Here is a 14726-nt window from a genome sequence, read left to right as displayed (position 1 = left end):
AAATCATAAGTAGTCAAAAAGGGAGCCGCGATGGGCTCCCTTTTCTTTCATTCATTGGCCGACTAATGATTGGTCGACGGAATAACATTTCTCAGCCAACTGCCCCACTTACGCTGGTAAAATGCTTGGGTGTGAGTCATCAGATAATGACTGACACCACGCTCTTTCTCATTGACCACACAAAAATCCACCGGCCCATCATCTGGCGCATGGTCACTGGCGACATTACCTGCTTCTTGAATCAGTTGGTCAATCTCATCATCGGAACCGTCAACTTCCAGCCCGATCAATAAGTTAGGTTTCTCATCTACACTTTTATCGTGCATCAGTGCCAAAAATGCGCGCCGCACCGGTTTGCGCTGACTGAATAACTGGATCAATGCATCGACCATCGCCGCAGGATATTCTTCCGGCTGCCCTAGCAGGATCTGGCTCTCTTTATCCACAACCATTTCAGCCGGTTGCGCTAAACCGCCATTTTCCAGCAACATTGCTACTTCTTGTGGCCAGAACTCTTTGCCATGCTCTGATTTCGGATTCAAAAACAGATGCGCGCCTTGCGTCATTTCAAACAACACCCGCACCGGCATGGCAATAAAAGGCTGTTTTTCAGTGTCAATGGATTGATCTTCGGCGATATCCAGCGCCTGCTGTAGTACCTCTACCGAGGTGAAAAAAGGAATGACAGATTCGCCATCCTGCTTTTCCCAATGCAAAATATTCACCCCGTCGCCCGCCGTGAAGGTCATTTCACCCTCTTCACCGCGCAGCTCTGCATCATCCACCAGCACCAGGACAGTCGCATCCAGCAGTGCCCGGAAAAAAGCGGTGCGATGGATAGACTCTGTCGCTGCCAGTTTTAACAGGGACTCCAAACTTTGGTCACTATCATCATGGTGGTGATGGTCATGGCTATCATCAACAGGGGGTTGCGGCAAACTCATGCTCTACTCCAGAAAACAAGCAAACAAAGGGACGCTAAAAGCGCCCCGAACGTCTTTTCAAATCATTAAAATTACTGTTTTGCTTTCGCTAACAGCAAGTTGGCAATAGTGCGGACACCTAAACCCGTGGCACCGGCAGACCATTGCTCAACCGCGCCTTTACGGTAAGTGGCTGAACAGTCGATGTGCAACCAACCTTGCTGATAATTTTTCACGAAGTGTGACAAAAATGCCGCAGCGGTGCTGGCACCGGCACTGTATGCCGCCCCTGCCACGTTATTCAACTCAGCAAAATTAGACGGTAATTGGCTACGATGGAATTCGGCCAGTGGCAAGCGCCAGAACGGTTCATGCTCAGTTTTGGCACTGCTCAGCAACTCTTGCGCCAGTTCATCATCAAAGCTGAACAAAGCATGGTAATCATTACCTAAAGCAGTTTTTGCTGCGCCAGTTAAGGTTGCAGCATCAATAATAAGTGGTGCATTCTGCTCAGAGGCATCAATCAAGCCATCAGCCAATACCAGACGCCCTTCAGCATCAGTATTCATAATTTCAACTGTCTTACCATTGCGATAACGAATAATATCACCCAGCTTAAAGGCATTACCGCTGACCATATTATCCGCACAACATAGATACAGTTTTACCCGCTCTTTTAGCCCACGAGCCGCCGCCAATGCCAGTGCACCCGTCACTGTCGCAGCACCGCCCATATCGGATTTCATTGAATCCATGAATGCGCTCTGTTTCAAGCTATAACCGCCTGAATCAAAAGTAATGCCTTTACCTACCAGACAAGCCATTACTGGCGCATCTGGATTACCGGTTGGGTTGTAGTCCAGCGCCAATAATACCGGCGCACGATCAGATCCGCGACCGACAGTGTAGATCCCCGCATAGCCCTGTTCGCGCAGATCTTCACCTTTGGTGATACGGTAGCTGACAGCGTCACAGGATACTGCGCACAGCAGATCAATCGCATTTTTAGCCAGTTGCTCTGGCCCCAAATCTTCTGCCGGGGCGTTAATGGTATCGCGCACCCAGTCGATAATTTTCAGTCGTTGCGCTAACTCGGTTTTTTCGTGCTCTGGCAGTTCTGCCCACTCCACGCTGCGCTGACCTTTTGGCCCACGGAACCCTTGCCAGAATGACCAGCTTTCCTCCAGACCCCAGCCCTCCCCGGCCAGTTTGACTTGTTTGATGCCTTGCCCGTCTATTTTGCGGGCGGCACGTTGAATCGCACCTAATTTGCCATTACCGGTCAGGTGAATCGTCATCCCCTCAGCATCAGTACTGAGCAGGGCTTTCTCGCCCCAGCGGGCATCTGCCGGATTATTGGATAGGGATACTTGCATCATTTCTGTTGTCATGGACTACCTCTTCATTATTATTTTTTGCTGTTATTCAGCTGCTTATACGCAGGTCTATACCGAATAAATTTCATGGTGCAGGAAGGCGACAAACGAGTTCATCCCGATGAGCTTACTCAAGTAAGTGATTCGGGTGACCGAGAGCAGACAACACACCTGCAACTTGAAAGATGAAGGGCATATATTGACCGCGGCGGTTACCAATCTTGCTGTAAAATAGCCGTCTTAGCGGGCCATAGCTCTAAGGTATCAGATCAGGTACAAAAAAGGGCCGCTTACGCGACCCAATTTTTACTCAATATATTTCAAGATGCAGGAAGGCGGTAAGTGAGTAAATCCCGATAAGCTTACATAAGTCAGTGATTCGGGTGCGCGAGCGCCACCAACACACCTGTAACTTGAAAGATGACGAGTAGCGTTATTCAAACTCATCCAGCCAAACCAGCAAAATTGCCTCGAGTATTTTTTCATTTGATCCCTGAGGATCATCCTCAAAATCTTCCAAATCACAAATCCATTGGTGCATATCCGTAAAACGCACGGTTTTAGGATCCGTATCCGGGAATTGATCGTAAAGGGCTTCGCCAATCTCACGGGTATCTTGCCACGTTAAGCTCATATCAGTGCTCTCTTGCGTGGTTGATGGTATAACGCGGGATCTCAACCACCAGATCTTCGTCGGTGACTCTGGCCTGACAGCTCAGGCGGCTCTCCGGCTCCAGACCCCAGGCTTTGTCCAGCATGTCATCTTCCAGTTCACTGCTTTCTGGCAGAGAATCAAAGCCTTCTCGCACGATACAGTGACAGGTAGTGCAAGCGCAGGATTTCTCGCAGGCATGTTCGATGTCAATCCCATTGCGTAAGGCAACATCCAGTATAGTTTCACCTTGAGTTGCTTCCAGTACTGCACCATCCGGGCAAAGGTCTTTATGGGGCAGAAATACTATTTTAGGCATGATTAAACCTCATCCACTGAATGGCCAGCCAAAGCACGGCGAATAGAAGCATCCATCCGGCGCGCGGCAAAATCTTGCGTTTGTGCATCTAACGCCTTTATCGCAGCTTCGATTGCGTGTGGGTCAGTGCCCTGCATCTGCTGCTGTAATGCCGCCATTGCCTGAGCGATCGCGGTACTTTCTTGCTCACTGAGTAATGCTGCATCTGCGGCCAATGCGCCTTGTAAACTCTCCAGCACACGGGAAGCTTCGACTTGTTGCTCCGCCAGCTTACGCGCGCCGATATCACTTTGCGCATTCGCCATCGAATCTTTAATCATATTGGCAATTTCATCATCAGACAGCCCATAAGAGGGCTTCACCTGAATCGATGCTTCAACGCCAGTGGATTTCTCCATTGCCGTGACACTCAATAAACCGTCGGCATCCACCTGGAAAGTCACACGGATATGTGCGCCGCCGGCGGGCAATGGCGGTAAACCACGTAAGGTAAAGCGAGCCAAAGAGCGGCAATCTTGCACCAACTCACGTTCGCCTTGCAGAACGTGGATCATCATCGCGCTTTGACCATCTTTAAAGGTGGTGAACTCTTGAGCGCGGGCGACTGGAATAGTGGTATTACGCGGTATGACTTTCTCGACCAAGCCGCCCATGGTTTCCAGCCCTAAAGACAGCGGGATAACATCAAGCAGCAGCATGTCACTGTCAGGTTTATTTCCAACCAGAATGTCTGCTTGAATGGCGGCACCGATGGCGACCACTTTATCGGGGTCAATTGAGGTCAGTGGCATACGGCCAAAGAATTGCCCTACTTGCTCACGCACCAAAGGAACCCGGGTCGAACCGCCAACCATCACCACTTCCAATACTTCATCAGCAGTGACGCCAGCATCTTTTAATGCCCGGCGGCAAGCCATCAATGTGCGCTTAATTAATGTGGCAATCAGAGATTCAAACTGGGCACGGGTAATTTGCCCTTGCCAGCCCGCCACCGACACCTCAACAGAATCAGCATCACTTAACGCAATTTTGGCGGCAATTGCCGCATCGAGTAGTTGCCGCTGAATACCATGATCATCACGGGAATCTATACCAGCTTGCTCACGCAGCCAGTCGGCCAATAAGTGGTCAAAATCATCACCGCCCAGTGCTGAATCACCACCGGTTGCCAACACTTCGAATACCCCACGACTTAAACGCAGGATAGAGATATCAAATGTCCCGCCCCCTAAATCGTAAACGGCGATAACCCCTTCCTGACCTGAATCCAGGCCATAGGCAATGGCGGCGGCGGTCGGCTCATTAAGCAGACGCAACACATGCAACCCAGCCAGACGGGCTGCATCTTTGGTGCCCTGGCGCTGCGCATCATCAAAATAGGCAGGAACGGTGATCACTACCCCGTCTAACTCCCCTTCCAATGCCGCCTGGGCGCGCTGTGCCAATGTTTTGAGAATATCCGCAGACACCTGTACCGGATTGACTAACCCGGTGACAGTCTGGATCATTGGCAAACCATTTTCACTCGGCTGGAATTGGTAAGGCAGATTGGGGTAGCGCTGTTTGATATCCGCCAGAGAGCGGCCCATCATACGTTTGACCGAGCTGATGGTATTGACCGGGTCCAGTGCGGCTAAATGACGCGCGTTCCAACCGACATCAATGCCATCTTGTTGATAATGAACGACAGACGGTAAAAGATCCCGCTGCTGTTCATCTGCCAGCGTTTGCGCTTTACCGCTGCGCACTGTGGCTACCAATGAGTTGGTGGTACCTAAATCTATTCCTGCGGCCAGCCGACGTTGATGCGGCGCAGCAGTTAAACCAGGCTCACTAATTTGTAATAAGGCCATGTTGAGCTTCCATCAATCATGAGTCTAAAAAGTAAAATCTATGTGGCGCTATCGCTCTAATAAGAATTAGTCGGGCATTATAGTGATCAATAAATTGAGTTTTATTTATTTTTATCAATCAGGTACTCAGGCAAAGTCGTCAAACAGCCGCTCTTCCAGTTGCTCGACCTGCTGGTGCAATTTATCCAGAAAACGTAATTTCCGCACGGTATCAGCCGCCTGTTCCCACTGCTGCTTGTCCAGTTGCTCAACCATCTGCTGACTGCGTGTTTGCGTCATCACAGCAAGGCGGTTATTGAAGGCCGCCAGTTGTATCTCGGCATCTGGCTTACGTTCGATAGCATCAAGCTCTTCCCGCAGTTCCAATTGTTCCATCAGAAACGCGGTATCACGCATAGTGTGCTGTTCGTTGCCCAAATCAAAACCCTGCAAAGATAGCATATACTCAGCCCGTTTTAACGGATGCTTGAGGGTTTGATAGGCGTCATTGATGGTCGCGGCTTGCTGCAAAGAGGCCAGACGCTCGCGTTCAGGCTGATTTGCAAAACGATCGGGGTGGAATTGGCGTTGCAATTCTTGATAGCGGGTAGTGAGTTGGTTGCCGTCGATCTGATACTGAGCCGGCAGCCCGAATAATGTAAAATAATCCATAGCATGCTCTGGGAGTTGTCGTGATGACTGAGCTGAGATCTATATAGCTCTCTTTTAGTGCAAGAGAGCTATATTAAGCATCAAGTGCCTGAGACAGGAACAAAAACAGGAGTTAAACGTTAAAGCTTTCGCCACATCCGCACTCACTTGAGACGTTCGGATTGTTGAACTTAAAGCCTTCGTTTAGCCCTTCTTTGACGAAATCCAGTTCGGTGCCGTCAAGATAGACCATGCTTTTGCCGTCGATGATCACTTTCACGCCTTTGTCTTCAAAAACGATATCGTCATCGTTCATTTCATCAACAAATTCCAGGACATAAGCCATACCGGAGCAGCCCGATGTCCTCACGCCTAAGCGCAGACCCAAGCCTTTACCACGGTGATTTAAAAAGGCACTGACCCGTTGTGCAGCACTGTCGCTGATTGATATCGACATATACCTTCCTCAACTCTTGGACGCTGCCCATAACAGCAAATATCGCACTATGGGCTAGCTATTAATAACCTATTCTACGACTACTTAGCGGTATGTTTGCTTTTGTAGTCGGCAATAGCTGCTTTAATGGCATCTTCAGCCAAAATTGAGCAGTGAATTTTGACTGGCGGTAACTCCAGCTCTTCTGCAATCTGGGTATTCTTGATTGCTTCAGCTTGCTCGAGAGACTTGCCTTTCATCCATTCAGTTACCAGCGAGCTGGAAGCAATGGCAGAACCGCAGCCATAAGTCTTAAAACGAGCATCTTCAATGATACCGGCGTCGTTGACTTTGATCTGCAATTTCATAACGTCACCACAAGCAGGTGCGCCAACCATGCCGCTACCGATGGTAGGGTCTGCATTGTCGAATGACCCAACGTTACGTGGGTTTTCATAATGATCGATTACTTTTTCGCTGTAAGCCATGTGATTACTCCTGATTCTTAAAGTCTGGAATTAATGGTGAGACCATTCAATGCTGCTGATATCCACGCCCTGTTTGAACATATCCCACAGTGGAGATAAGTCACGCAGACGACCAATGGATTTACGTACCAGCGCAATGGCGTAGTCGATCTCTTCTTCTGTGGTGAAACGCCCCAGAGAGAAACGAATTGAACTGTGAGCCAGTTCGTCGTTCATCCCCAATGCACGCAGCACATAGGAAGGTTCCAGACTCGCGGAGGTACAGGCTGAACCAGATGAAACAGCCAAATCTTTTAATGCCATGATCAGCGACTCACCTTCAACATAGTTGAAGCTGACGTTAAGAATGCCCGGTGCGCCATTCTCTAAATCGCCATTCAGGTAAACTTCTTCGATATCTTTGATACCGTTCCACAGACGTAGACGCAGTGAGCGCAGGCGTGCAGCTTCGCTTTCCATCTCTTCTTTGGCAATACGGTAAGCTTCACCCATGCCAACGATCTGGTGCACTGGCAAGGTACCAGAACGCATGCCGCGCTCATGGCCACCACCGTGCTGCTGTGCTTCAATACGAATACGTGGTTTGCGGCGAACAAACAGCGCGCCAATGCCCATCGGGCCATAAACTTTATGGGCAGAGAAGGACATCAAATCGACTTTCAGTTTGCTCAGGTCAATCGGTAATTTACCGACGCTCTGGGTAGCATCGACGTGGAAAATGATCCCGCGGCTACGGCACATTTCGCCGATTTCAGCGATATCCTGCACCACACCGATTTCATTATTCACATGCATGATAGAAACCAGAATGGTATCTTCACGCATTGCCGCTTCCAGCTGTTTCAGGTCGATAATACCGTTAGACTGCGGTGCCAAATAAGTCACTTCGAAGCCTTCACGCTCCAATTGACGACAAGTATCCAGCACAGCTTTATGTTCGGTCTTACAGGTGATGATGTGCTTGCCTTTCTTCTGATAGAAGTTAGCAGCACCTTTAATTGCGAGGTTATCAGACTCAGTTGCACCAGAGGTGAAGACAATCTCGCGAGGGTCAGCACCAACTAATGCGGCAATATCATTACGTGCAATATCAACAGCTTCTTCTGCCTGCCAGCCAAACTTATGAGAACGAGAGGCCGGATTACCGAAAATGCCGTCCAGAGTCAGGTACTGCATCATTTTTTCAGCGACACGAGGATCTACCGGGGTCGTTGCTGCATAATCCAGATAGATCGGTGTCTTTACTTTTGATTCGGTCATTGCTCTTATGCTCCGTACATCACTTCCAAAACGTAAAATTCCGCAGATTCTGCTTATGCGCGCAGATTGACGTTAATCGTCTCTTGCGGTCGGCCATTGGCCGTACGGCGCGTATCGTTATTTTGACGATCCGCTACCTCTAGAATATCTTGGTTATTAACCAGTTCTGCCAATGTGATGTTGTTGAGGAAGCTGCTGATGCGCTCACTCAAATCACGCCACAAGGTATGAGTGAGGCAACGATCGCCACCCTGACAACCTTCTTTACCCTGGCAACGGGTGGCATCGACAGATTCGTCAACGGCAGTGATTACGGCACCGACCGCAATTGCTGATGCATCTTTACCCAGCAGGTAACCGCCACCTGGACCACGAACGCTGGCGACTAAGCCATTTTTGCGTAACCGTGAAAAAAGCTGTTCCAAGTAGGATAATGAAATCCCCTGACGCTCTGAAATATCTGCCAGAGGAACTGGCCCGTCCTGGGAATGTAATGCCACATCAAGCATGGCGGTCACGGCATAACGGCCTTTGGAAGTCAGTCTCATAGCTAAAGTTACCTGTTGGTGAAAACAAGCCAGAATTCTGACATTCTTGAGTGTTTTAGTCAACTATTTAACCTAGTGATTTACTCAAGTATTATTTATCTATTTCATTTTCGATAACATGAGGCCGTTTGCATAATAACCAATTGATATAAAGCATTATTTTTGGTCGCTATGCTCACTGGCATCTGCATCACGTTGCGGATATTTATCTTGTTTTTCAATAGATGTCAGCATGCCACGCAAAATATTGAGCTCTTGAGCCTCTGGGCGCGCACGGGTAAATAGACGACGCAACTTACTCATAATCTGGCCCGGATGTGCCTGACGAATAAAGCCGGTGTGGGATAAAACCTGTTCCAGATGCAGATAGAAACGCTCCAGATCATCCACTAATGGATAAGGGGCTTCCTCTTCTTCTACTATTGGTGCTGCCGCTTGCTGGCGATCAAGGAATGCTATCCGCACTTCATAGGCTAGGATTTGCACCGCCATGGCCAAATTCAGTGAGCTGTATTCCGGGTTTGCTGGGATAGCTACATGATAATGGCATTTTTGCAGCTCATCATTAGTGAGGCCAACTCGCTCGCGGCCAAACACCAGTGCTACTGGGGCATGCTCTGCTTCACGGGCGCTGCGGACACCACATTCACGCGGTTCCAACATGGGCCAAGGCAAGGTACGAGAGCGAGCGCTGGTGCCAACCACCAAGCTGCATCCTGCCAAAGCTTCATCCAAGGTATCAACGATAGTGGCATTGCCAATCACATCGCTGGCGCCGGCTGATAAGGCAATGGCTTGAGAATCCGGTTTTACCAAAGGATTGACCAGATATAAATTGGTTAATCCCATTGTTTTCATGGCCCTGGCTGTCGAACCCATATTGCCGGTGTGTGAGGTCTCAACCAAAACGATACGAATATTGTGTAACATACAAACTCTAAGGATAACGGGGAATCGCCATATCTTAACACAGACATAGGCATTTATCAGATCCCCTGCTATACTACGCGCCGTTTCTCGTTCTTTAACATCCTAGTGGAAGATACCCATGCATCCGATGCTGACTATCGCCATACGCGCTGCGCGTAAGGCCGGTAACCTGATTGCCAAAAATTATGAAACCCCGGACGCTGTCGAAGCGAGCCAGAAAGGCAGTAATGACTTTGTTACCAACGTTGACCGTGAATCAGAGAATTTGATTGTTGACGTTATCCGTAAATCTTACCCAAAACACACCATTATTGGTGAAGAGTGCGGTGAGTTGGTCGGCGAAGACGATGATGTACAATGGGTTATTGATCCACTGGATGGCACGACCAACTTCATCAAACGTCTCCCTCATTTCGCAGTTTCTATTGCAGTACGCATTAAAGGCCGTACTGAAGTTGCTGTGGTTTATGACCCAATGCGTAACGAACTGTTTACAGCCACCCGTGGTCAGGGCGCTCAGTTAAACGGCTATCGTCTGCGCGGTACCAACGCGAAAGATTTAGACGGCACCATTCTGGCGACTGGCTTCCCATTCAAAGTTAAACAACACGCACCGGCCTATATCCGTGTGGTGGGCAAACTGTTTGAACAGTGTGCCGACTTCCGTCGCACCGGTTCTGCCGCGCTGGATCTGGCTTATGTTGCCGCTGGCCGTGTAGATGGTTTCTTTGAGATTGGTTTGAAGCCTTGGGATTTTGCTGGTGGCGAGCTGTTAGTGCGTGAATCTGGTGGTATCGTGACCGATTTTGCTGGCGGCCATAACCATTTCAGTTCAGGGAATATTGTTGCGGGTAATCCACGTATCGTGAAATCTATCGTTCAAGCAATGAGCGATGAAATCAGTGATGCATTGAAACGTTAATTCCTCGCGAATAACCGTTTCAAATCAAAAGCCAGTCTGGGTTAACCGACTGGCTTTTTTTATGGCAAGATTTAGCGTCCAAAGGGCCGAATGCCACCGATGAAATCGGGCTGGCTGGAAAGATAAAGCAAAACTCCGGCAAATAACAAAATGATACCGCCCGTTAATGCTAATGTTCCCCACGCTATTGCCCCCCAAGCCGCAGGTGCTCGTTTGTGGCTTAAACGCACCGCTAACCGCCGCGCATAGTGGACGAACAGTGCCAATAACGAGATGGTTAATGATGTTCCTATCGCCATGGCGATAGCAGATAAAATCCCCCACCAGTAGACTCCAATCACTTTGGCAAACAGCAGCACCATGATAGCCCCTGAACACGGCCGCATTCCCATGGCCAGAACAATCGCCAGCCGAGTACGCCAATCATCCCCCGCTTGCAGTTCTTGAGTGCTCGGCATATGGCGGTGCCCACAACCACAGTTATCACTATGCACGTGATCCGCGCTGAGTGGTTGTATACGTTGGATGGTAATTTTTTGTGGCTTGAGTATTTTTATCTGCTGATAAAGCCGCTTTATTGCCCGGTAACATAATAAGATACCGAGGGCGATAACTAATAGGAAGCTGCCTTTTTCCAGCCAGAAACTACTCTGATGCAAATAGCGGGAAGAGAGTTGCAACATGCCCAACAGCACCGTAACCAGTAGAATTGCTACCGCGCCTTGCAGTATTGAAGCGGCAAACGTCAGCTTCAAACTGCTTTTTAACTGGGCTGGATGAGTGGCTAAATAGGTCACAATCACGACTTTGCCATGCCCCGGCCCCACCGCATGTAGCACCCCATAAATCAGACTGAACATCATTAGCGCAAAACCGGTCTGATGTGGATTAGCTTTAACCTGTTGCAGTAGCTGTGCCATTTGCTGATGCATATTTTTTTGCCAGACCACCGTCTTGAACAGCAGTTCCGGCCAATAGAGCCAGACAACATGGGCAGCACCCGCCAGCAGCACTAAAAACAGCAACAGTGGCCATAAATTTATTAACCAGTGTCTGTGGCGCGAAGCCGAGGTGAGCCCTACTGACATTGCACAGTGACTCGTTGTGCGAATTGTTTCCCAAGTTCCATATCTTCTCCTGGTGAATCACTCTTATCCAATGACAGCGCATAAGCCTGCAATGAGGCATTCGGATTGGGGGTGAATAAGGTTAATTTGCAGTTTTTTTCCATTTCTGCCGATAACCTGACGGCCTTATCTCCGGCATAAGTCATATCCACAAAATAGGTCGGGTCGTAAGTTGAGATAATAAAAGGTTTCCCCACCAAAGGTTGTGGCTCAGCCAAGGGCAAAACAAACTCCAAAACCGCCTGATGGCCCTTACGCGACAAATGATATTCTGTCGGCAAGTTTTTATATTTCACCGGTTTACCATCACGGTATATATCCGTGAAATAATGTTGCCCAAGCACATTAGCCATCACCTCGGCTGCCAGCTTCTTCCAGATTTCAGAATCACTTTTGGCATTTTCTGCGTCATACAACAGATCTGCGGAAGTAATCTCATCCATCGTCCAGACCATTTTTATACCCACCAGCGTCTGTTTTTCACTGACAAGAGTGGCATCCATATCGATAAAGCTGTGGGGATGGGCTGCTGCCAATTGGCTATACATAAAAGCGCTCCCCGCTAACAGCAAGGCTGTTAGTCGCTTACCCATAACGAATTTGTTATAACATAACATATCCTGCATGAATCAATCCTTGGAAATTCCACGATAACTGTGATGTAAGTTGTAAGTCGATGTAAAAGCCTCTTACCTCAGTAAACCGAATAGAATCTCCTTTGCTATGCTTAAGAATGATGAATAACGACACATCCATCACGGAAGGTTATATGCACTTGGACACTTTTTCTGTGCCCCGGTTACCCGATAAAAAGTTTTCCGACCAACAGCTATCCGGTCAACAACGCCGTTGCCATATGTTACTGATGCTATTTATGCCAGCACGCACAGTACAACTGGACACTATCAGCCAATTGAATGGCGTCGGGCTGCCGACTACCCGGCAAGATATAGCCGAGGTTGCCAATGAAATCCAGCGTTTCTACCATTTGCAGCTCAGTGCCAATGCCGATGACCCCTGCCTGATTCACGGCAGCCGGCTCGACAAAAGGCTCTGCCTCATCCACTGGTTACGCCGTGGATTACGTTATTGCCCTGAATTTGTTGAGTGTCATTTTGCCCCCAGTTTATATGATGCGCTTTCATGGGATAACCACCTGATATCCGAGGAGTTGCCGCAAATAGTCGCTCAATGCGAACCTTACCTGAATCGTCAGCTCAATGAAAAAGATCGTCAGTTTTTACAACTGTATTTGGCCTATTGTGCTTGGGAGAGTCGGCAGCAAGCCCTGCCAGAGCTCTCTCTCGCCCAGCAACAATGGCTGGAGTGCAAACCGGCACAGGCAGCCGCTGACAGTTTGTTTGATTCATTTAATCCGCTATTAGGTAGCCCACTCGATAAGATCGAACGAGACGTGCTAATACTGATGCTGACAATGATTAAGGCACACAGTTATCACAGTACTCAGTCAGCAGAAGACTCACGCTTGGCCAATGCTATCAATCAGTTAGTAGCACACTTTCAACAGCTTTCGGGCATGACGCTGAGCAGCAATGAAATGCTGATGAACCAGCTTTTTGCCCATCTGGCCCCTGCTATTGAGCGCTGTTATTTCAATATCGGTATTGATAATTCATCACTGAAAGAAGTTAACCGCCAATATCCACGGCTGTTACGTACAACTCAGCAGGCGCTGGTCGCGTTTGAGCAAGAGTATCAAATTCAATTTTCTGCCGACGAGATTGCTTTAATAGCCATTAGTTTTGGTGCCTGGCTGATGCAGGATAATGCATTACAGGAAAAGCAGATTTTACTGCTGACGCGGAATAATCCGTTATTGGAAGAGCAAGTTGAACAGCAGGTTCGTGAGCTGACCCTGTTGCCGCTGCATATTAAATACTTACCGCATGATGTGTATTTGCAGTCCGGTGCCCCTGCCGGTACCGCGGTGGTGCTGACCCCTTATGCTGTGCGGCAACCTGAATCAATGCCCCCATTAATTCAGGTTTTATTGCCACTGACTGAACAACAAAACAACCAGTTACGTAGTTTGTTAGAATTGCCCTAGTGGCTAAGATTTTCTGGTGCCGCGACCACTCGCGGGCGAATAAACAGCGCGGGGATCACGATCAATGCCATAACCCAGAATACTCCGCCCTGATAGTGCTCGAACAGGAAACCAGAGATAACCGTCATCACCGCAATCCCTCCTCCCATCGCCAGTGCAGAATAAACTGACTGCAAACGGATGACATCTGGCCCCCTCCGGGCGGCAATAAAGCGCATTGCCGCCAGATGGCAAACAGTGAACGAGCCGCAATGCAAGATTTGAATAAAAATAAGCCACGACAGTTCGGTGGTAGAGGCCATCAGGCTCCAGCGAATAATGCCACTGATCGCGGAAAGCAGTAACAGGCTACGGGCTGTCCAGCGGCGGAAAAGAACATTACTGAATGCGAAGACCAGAATCTCGGCCACCACCCCCAATGACCATAAATAGCCAATGGTGGCAGCAGAGTAACCGGCATCTTGCCAGTAAATTGAACTGAAGCTGTAATAACCGGCGTGTGCGCCCTGCAACAGAGTTACACAGAGTAAAAAACGCCACACTTGCGAATCAGATAACAACACTTTCCAGCGAGTTGCGGCCACATTGCGGTGCTTAACCTCCCCCTGCGGCATGATGCTGGGTTTCAGCCATGCCCCCACTAGCATGGCTGAAACACCGAAAAGCAGGCTATAGAGGATGGCGGGATGGCCCCAGACAGAGACCAGCTTCCCGGTCAATGCCGAGCCAATAACAAAGGCCAGTGACCCCCATAGCCGGACTTTGCCGTAATCCATGGTTATCTGTTTTTGCCAGGTCGCTGCCAGCGCATCGGTCAGTGGTACTAATGGGCCAAAAAATAGGTTAAAACCGGCAATAACTATCATCAACCAGGCCCAACCATTACCGAACCAAAAGCCGATGGCAAAAGCCAATGCCAGGAGTGTCAAAATGCGGATTGCGGTAACCAGATGGGAAGGATCTTTAACGCCAGGAGCAATAATCAGGCTACCGAGAAAACGGGAAATCAACCCGGCACCAAGCAAAATACCAATGGTTTCAGGCGGTATCCCTTCCCCTTGCAACCAGATGCCCCAGAAAGGCAGGAAAATGCCATAAGAAAAGAAATAGGTGAAATAGCTGAGCGACAGCCAACGTGTTGATTGCAATACCATGAATCCCTCCGAGGTCAGCCGTTACTGTGACAGAGGCCTC

Annotated in this window: 16 protein-coding genes; 2 read left to right on the top strand and 14 right to left on the bottom strand. The window is 49.0% G+C overall.

The genetic code is table 11. The features are described from left to right. Nucleotides 1–62: 62 nt before the first annotated feature. From sseB to trmJ, 11 genes are all read right to left on the bottom strand, one after another. Complete coding sequence (sseB, locus tag N0H69_RS08785; RefSeq protein ID WP_050108028.1) at nt 63–944, bottom strand: enhanced serine sensitivity protein SseB; 882 nt, start codon at nt 942–944, stop codon at nt 63–65. 71 nt (nt 945–1015) lie between these two features. After that, on the bottom strand, nt 1016–2314 hold the full coding sequence (pepB, locus tag N0H69_RS08780) for an aminopeptidase PepB (protein WP_050122964.1): 1299 nt from the start codon (nt 2312–2314) through the stop codon (nt 1016–1018). A 418-nt stretch (nt 2315–2732) separates the two neighbouring features. After that, the gene (gene iscX / locus N0H69_RS08775) at nt 2733–2933 is read right to left on the bottom strand and encodes a Fe-S cluster assembly protein IscX (protein ID WP_050108030.1); all 201 of its coding nucleotides are present in this window, start codon (nt 2931–2933) and stop codon (nt 2733–2735) included. A gap of 1 nt (nt 2934) precedes the next feature. Then, complete coding sequence (fdx, locus tag N0H69_RS08770; protein WP_004707904.1) at nt 2935–3270, bottom strand: ISC system 2Fe-2S type ferredoxin; 336 nt, start codon at nt 3268–3270, stop codon at nt 2935–2937. Nucleotides 3271–3272: 2 nt separating this feature from the next. After that, nucleotides 3273–5123 (bottom strand): Fe-S protein assembly chaperone HscA, encoded by a 1851-nt coding sequence (gene hscA, locus N0H69_RS08765; RefSeq protein ID WP_050108031.1) that lies wholly within the window; start codon nt 5121–5123, stop codon nt 3273–3275. 126 nt (nt 5124–5249) lie between these two features. Continuing rightward, nucleotides 5250–5774: a co-chaperone HscB gene (gene hscB, locus N0H69_RS08760; protein WP_050151795.1), complete on the bottom strand. Its 525-nt coding sequence runs from the start codon at nt 5772–5774 to the stop codon at nt 5250–5252. A gap of 112 nt (nt 5775–5886) precedes the next feature. Beyond that, complete coding sequence (gene iscA, locus N0H69_RS08755; RefSeq protein ID WP_004707910.1) at nt 5887–6210, bottom strand: iron-sulfur cluster assembly protein IscA; 324 nt, start codon at nt 6208–6210, stop codon at nt 5887–5889. Between the two features lie 80 nt (nt 6211–6290). Then, entirely contained in the window at nt 6291–6677 is a 387-nt protein-coding gene (gene iscU / locus N0H69_RS08750; RefSeq protein ID WP_004393581.1) for a Fe-S cluster assembly scaffold IscU, read from the bottom strand. A 30-nt stretch (nt 6678–6707) separates the two neighbouring features. Next, on the bottom strand, nt 6708–7937 hold the full coding sequence (locus N0H69_RS08745) for an IscS subfamily cysteine desulfurase (RefSeq protein WP_050108035.1): 1230 nt from the start codon (nt 7935–7937) through the stop codon (nt 6708–6710). Between the two features lie 53 nt (nt 7938–7990). Further along, entirely contained in the window at nt 7991–8485 is a 495-nt protein-coding gene (gene iscR, locus N0H69_RS08740; RefSeq protein ID WP_004707916.1) for a Fe-S cluster assembly transcriptional regulator IscR, read from the bottom strand. Between the two features lie 156 nt (nt 8486–8641). After that, entirely contained in the window at nt 8642–9415 is a 774-nt protein-coding gene (trmJ, locus tag N0H69_RS08735; RefSeq protein ID WP_050151794.1) for a tRNA (cytosine(32)/uridine(32)-2'-O)-methyltransferase TrmJ, read from the bottom strand. Between the two features lie 118 nt (nt 9416–9533). Between trmJ and suhB the strand changes: the two genes are divergently transcribed. Continuing rightward, entirely contained in the window at nt 9534–10337 is an 804-nt protein-coding gene (suhB, locus tag N0H69_RS08730; RefSeq protein WP_050108039.1) for an inositol-1-monophosphatase, read from the top strand. A 71-nt stretch (nt 10338–10408) separates the two neighbouring features. Here the strand turns inward: suhB and N0H69_RS08725 are convergent, their stop codons facing one another. Next, a complete protein-coding gene (locus N0H69_RS08725) occupies nt 10409–11425 on the bottom strand; it encodes a nickel/cobalt transporter (protein ID WP_050151793.1) in 1017 nt (338 codons plus the stop codon). Then, a complete protein-coding gene (locus N0H69_RS08720; protein WP_172665457.1) occupies nt 11416–12081 on the bottom strand; it encodes a DUF1007 family protein in 666 nt (221 codons plus the stop codon). Before N0H69_RS08720 ends, N0H69_RS08725 begins: the two co-directional genes overlap by 10 nt. Before the next feature lie 152 nt (nt 12082–12233). Here N0H69_RS08720 and csiE point away from each other — a divergent pair, with 152 nt between their 5' ends. Then, a complete protein-coding gene (gene csiE, locus N0H69_RS08715) occupies nt 12234–13532 on the top strand; it encodes a stationary phase inducible protein CsiE (protein ID WP_050151792.1) in 1299 nt (432 codons plus the stop codon). On the opposite strand, the gene N0H69_RS08710 is transcribed toward csiE, so the two are convergent. Beyond that, on the bottom strand, nt 13529–14686 hold the full coding sequence (locus N0H69_RS08710) for a 3-phenylpropionate MFS transporter (RefSeq protein ID WP_050151791.1): 1158 nt from the start codon (nt 14684–14686) through the stop codon (nt 13529–13531). The two genes, csiE and N0H69_RS08710, sit on opposite strands and share 4 nt — an antisense overlap. Nucleotides 14687–14726 lie beyond the last annotated feature (40 nt).

The organism is Yersinia alsatica, assembly GCF_025133195.1.
In the GTDB taxonomy this organism is placed as follows: domain Bacteria; phylum Pseudomonadota; class Gammaproteobacteria; order Enterobacterales; family Enterobacteriaceae; genus Yersinia; species Yersinia alsatica.
Note: the sequence above shows the minus strand (reverse complement) of the source record. Positions and strands in the feature narration are given on the sequence as shown.

Excerpts from the sequence above, each read along its gene's own strand:
- iscU (WP_004393581.1), bottom strand. The coding sequence starts at position 6,677 with ATGGCTTACAGCGAAAAAGTAATCGATCATTATGAAAACCCACGTAAC.
- iscR (WP_004707916.1), bottom strand. The coding sequence starts at position 8,485 with ATGAGACTGACTTCCAAAGGCCGTTATGCCGTGACCGCCATGCTTGAT.
- trmJ (WP_050151794.1), bottom strand. The coding sequence starts at position 9,415 with ATGTTACACAATATTCGTATCGTTTTGGTTGAGACCTCACACACCGGC.
- N0H69_RS08725 (WP_050151793.1), bottom strand. The coding sequence starts at position 11,425 with ATGTCAGTAGGGCTCACCTCGGCTTCGCGCCACAGACACTGGTTAATA.
- pepB (WP_050122964.1), bottom strand. The coding sequence starts at position 2,314 with ATGACAACAGAAATGATGCAAGTATCCCTATCCAATAATCCGGCAGAT.
- fdx (WP_004707904.1), bottom strand. The coding sequence starts at position 3,270 with ATGCCTAAAATAGTATTTCTGCCCCATAAAGACCTTTGCCCGGATGGT.
- N0H69_RS08710 (WP_050151791.1), bottom strand. The coding sequence starts at position 14,686 with ATGGTATTGCAATCAACACGTTGGCTGTCGCTCAGCTATTTCACCTAT.
- N0H69_RS08720 (WP_172665457.1), bottom strand. The coding sequence starts at position 12,081 with ATGTTATGTTATAACAAATTCGTTATGGGTAAGCGACTAACAGCCTTG.
- hscA (WP_050108031.1), bottom strand. The coding sequence starts at position 5,123 with ATGGCCTTATTACAAATTAGTGAGCCTGGTTTAACTGCTGCGCCGCAT.
- sseB (WP_050108028.1), bottom strand. The coding sequence starts at position 944 with ATGAGTTTGCCGCAACCCCCTGTTGATGATAGCCATGACCATCACCAC.
- iscX (WP_050108030.1), bottom strand. The coding sequence starts at position 2,933 with ATGAGCTTAACGTGGCAAGATACCCGTGAGATTGGCGAAGCCCTTTAC.
- N0H69_RS08745 (WP_050108035.1), bottom strand. The coding sequence starts at position 7,937 with ATGACCGAATCAAAAGTAAAGACACCGATCTATCTGGATTATGCAGCA.
- iscA (WP_004707910.1), bottom strand. The coding sequence starts at position 6,210 with ATGTCGATATCAATCAGCGACAGTGCTGCACAACGGGTCAGTGCCTTT.
- suhB (WP_050108039.1), top strand. The coding sequence starts at position 9,534 with ATGCATCCGATGCTGACTATCGCCATACGCGCTGCGCGTAAGGCCGGT.
- csiE (WP_050151792.1), top strand. The coding sequence starts at position 12,234 with ATGCACTTGGACACTTTTTCTGTGCCCCGGTTACCCGATAAAAAGTTT.
- hscB (WP_050151795.1), bottom strand. The coding sequence starts at position 5,774 with ATGGATTATTTTACATTATTCGGGCTGCCGGCTCAGTATCAGATCGAC.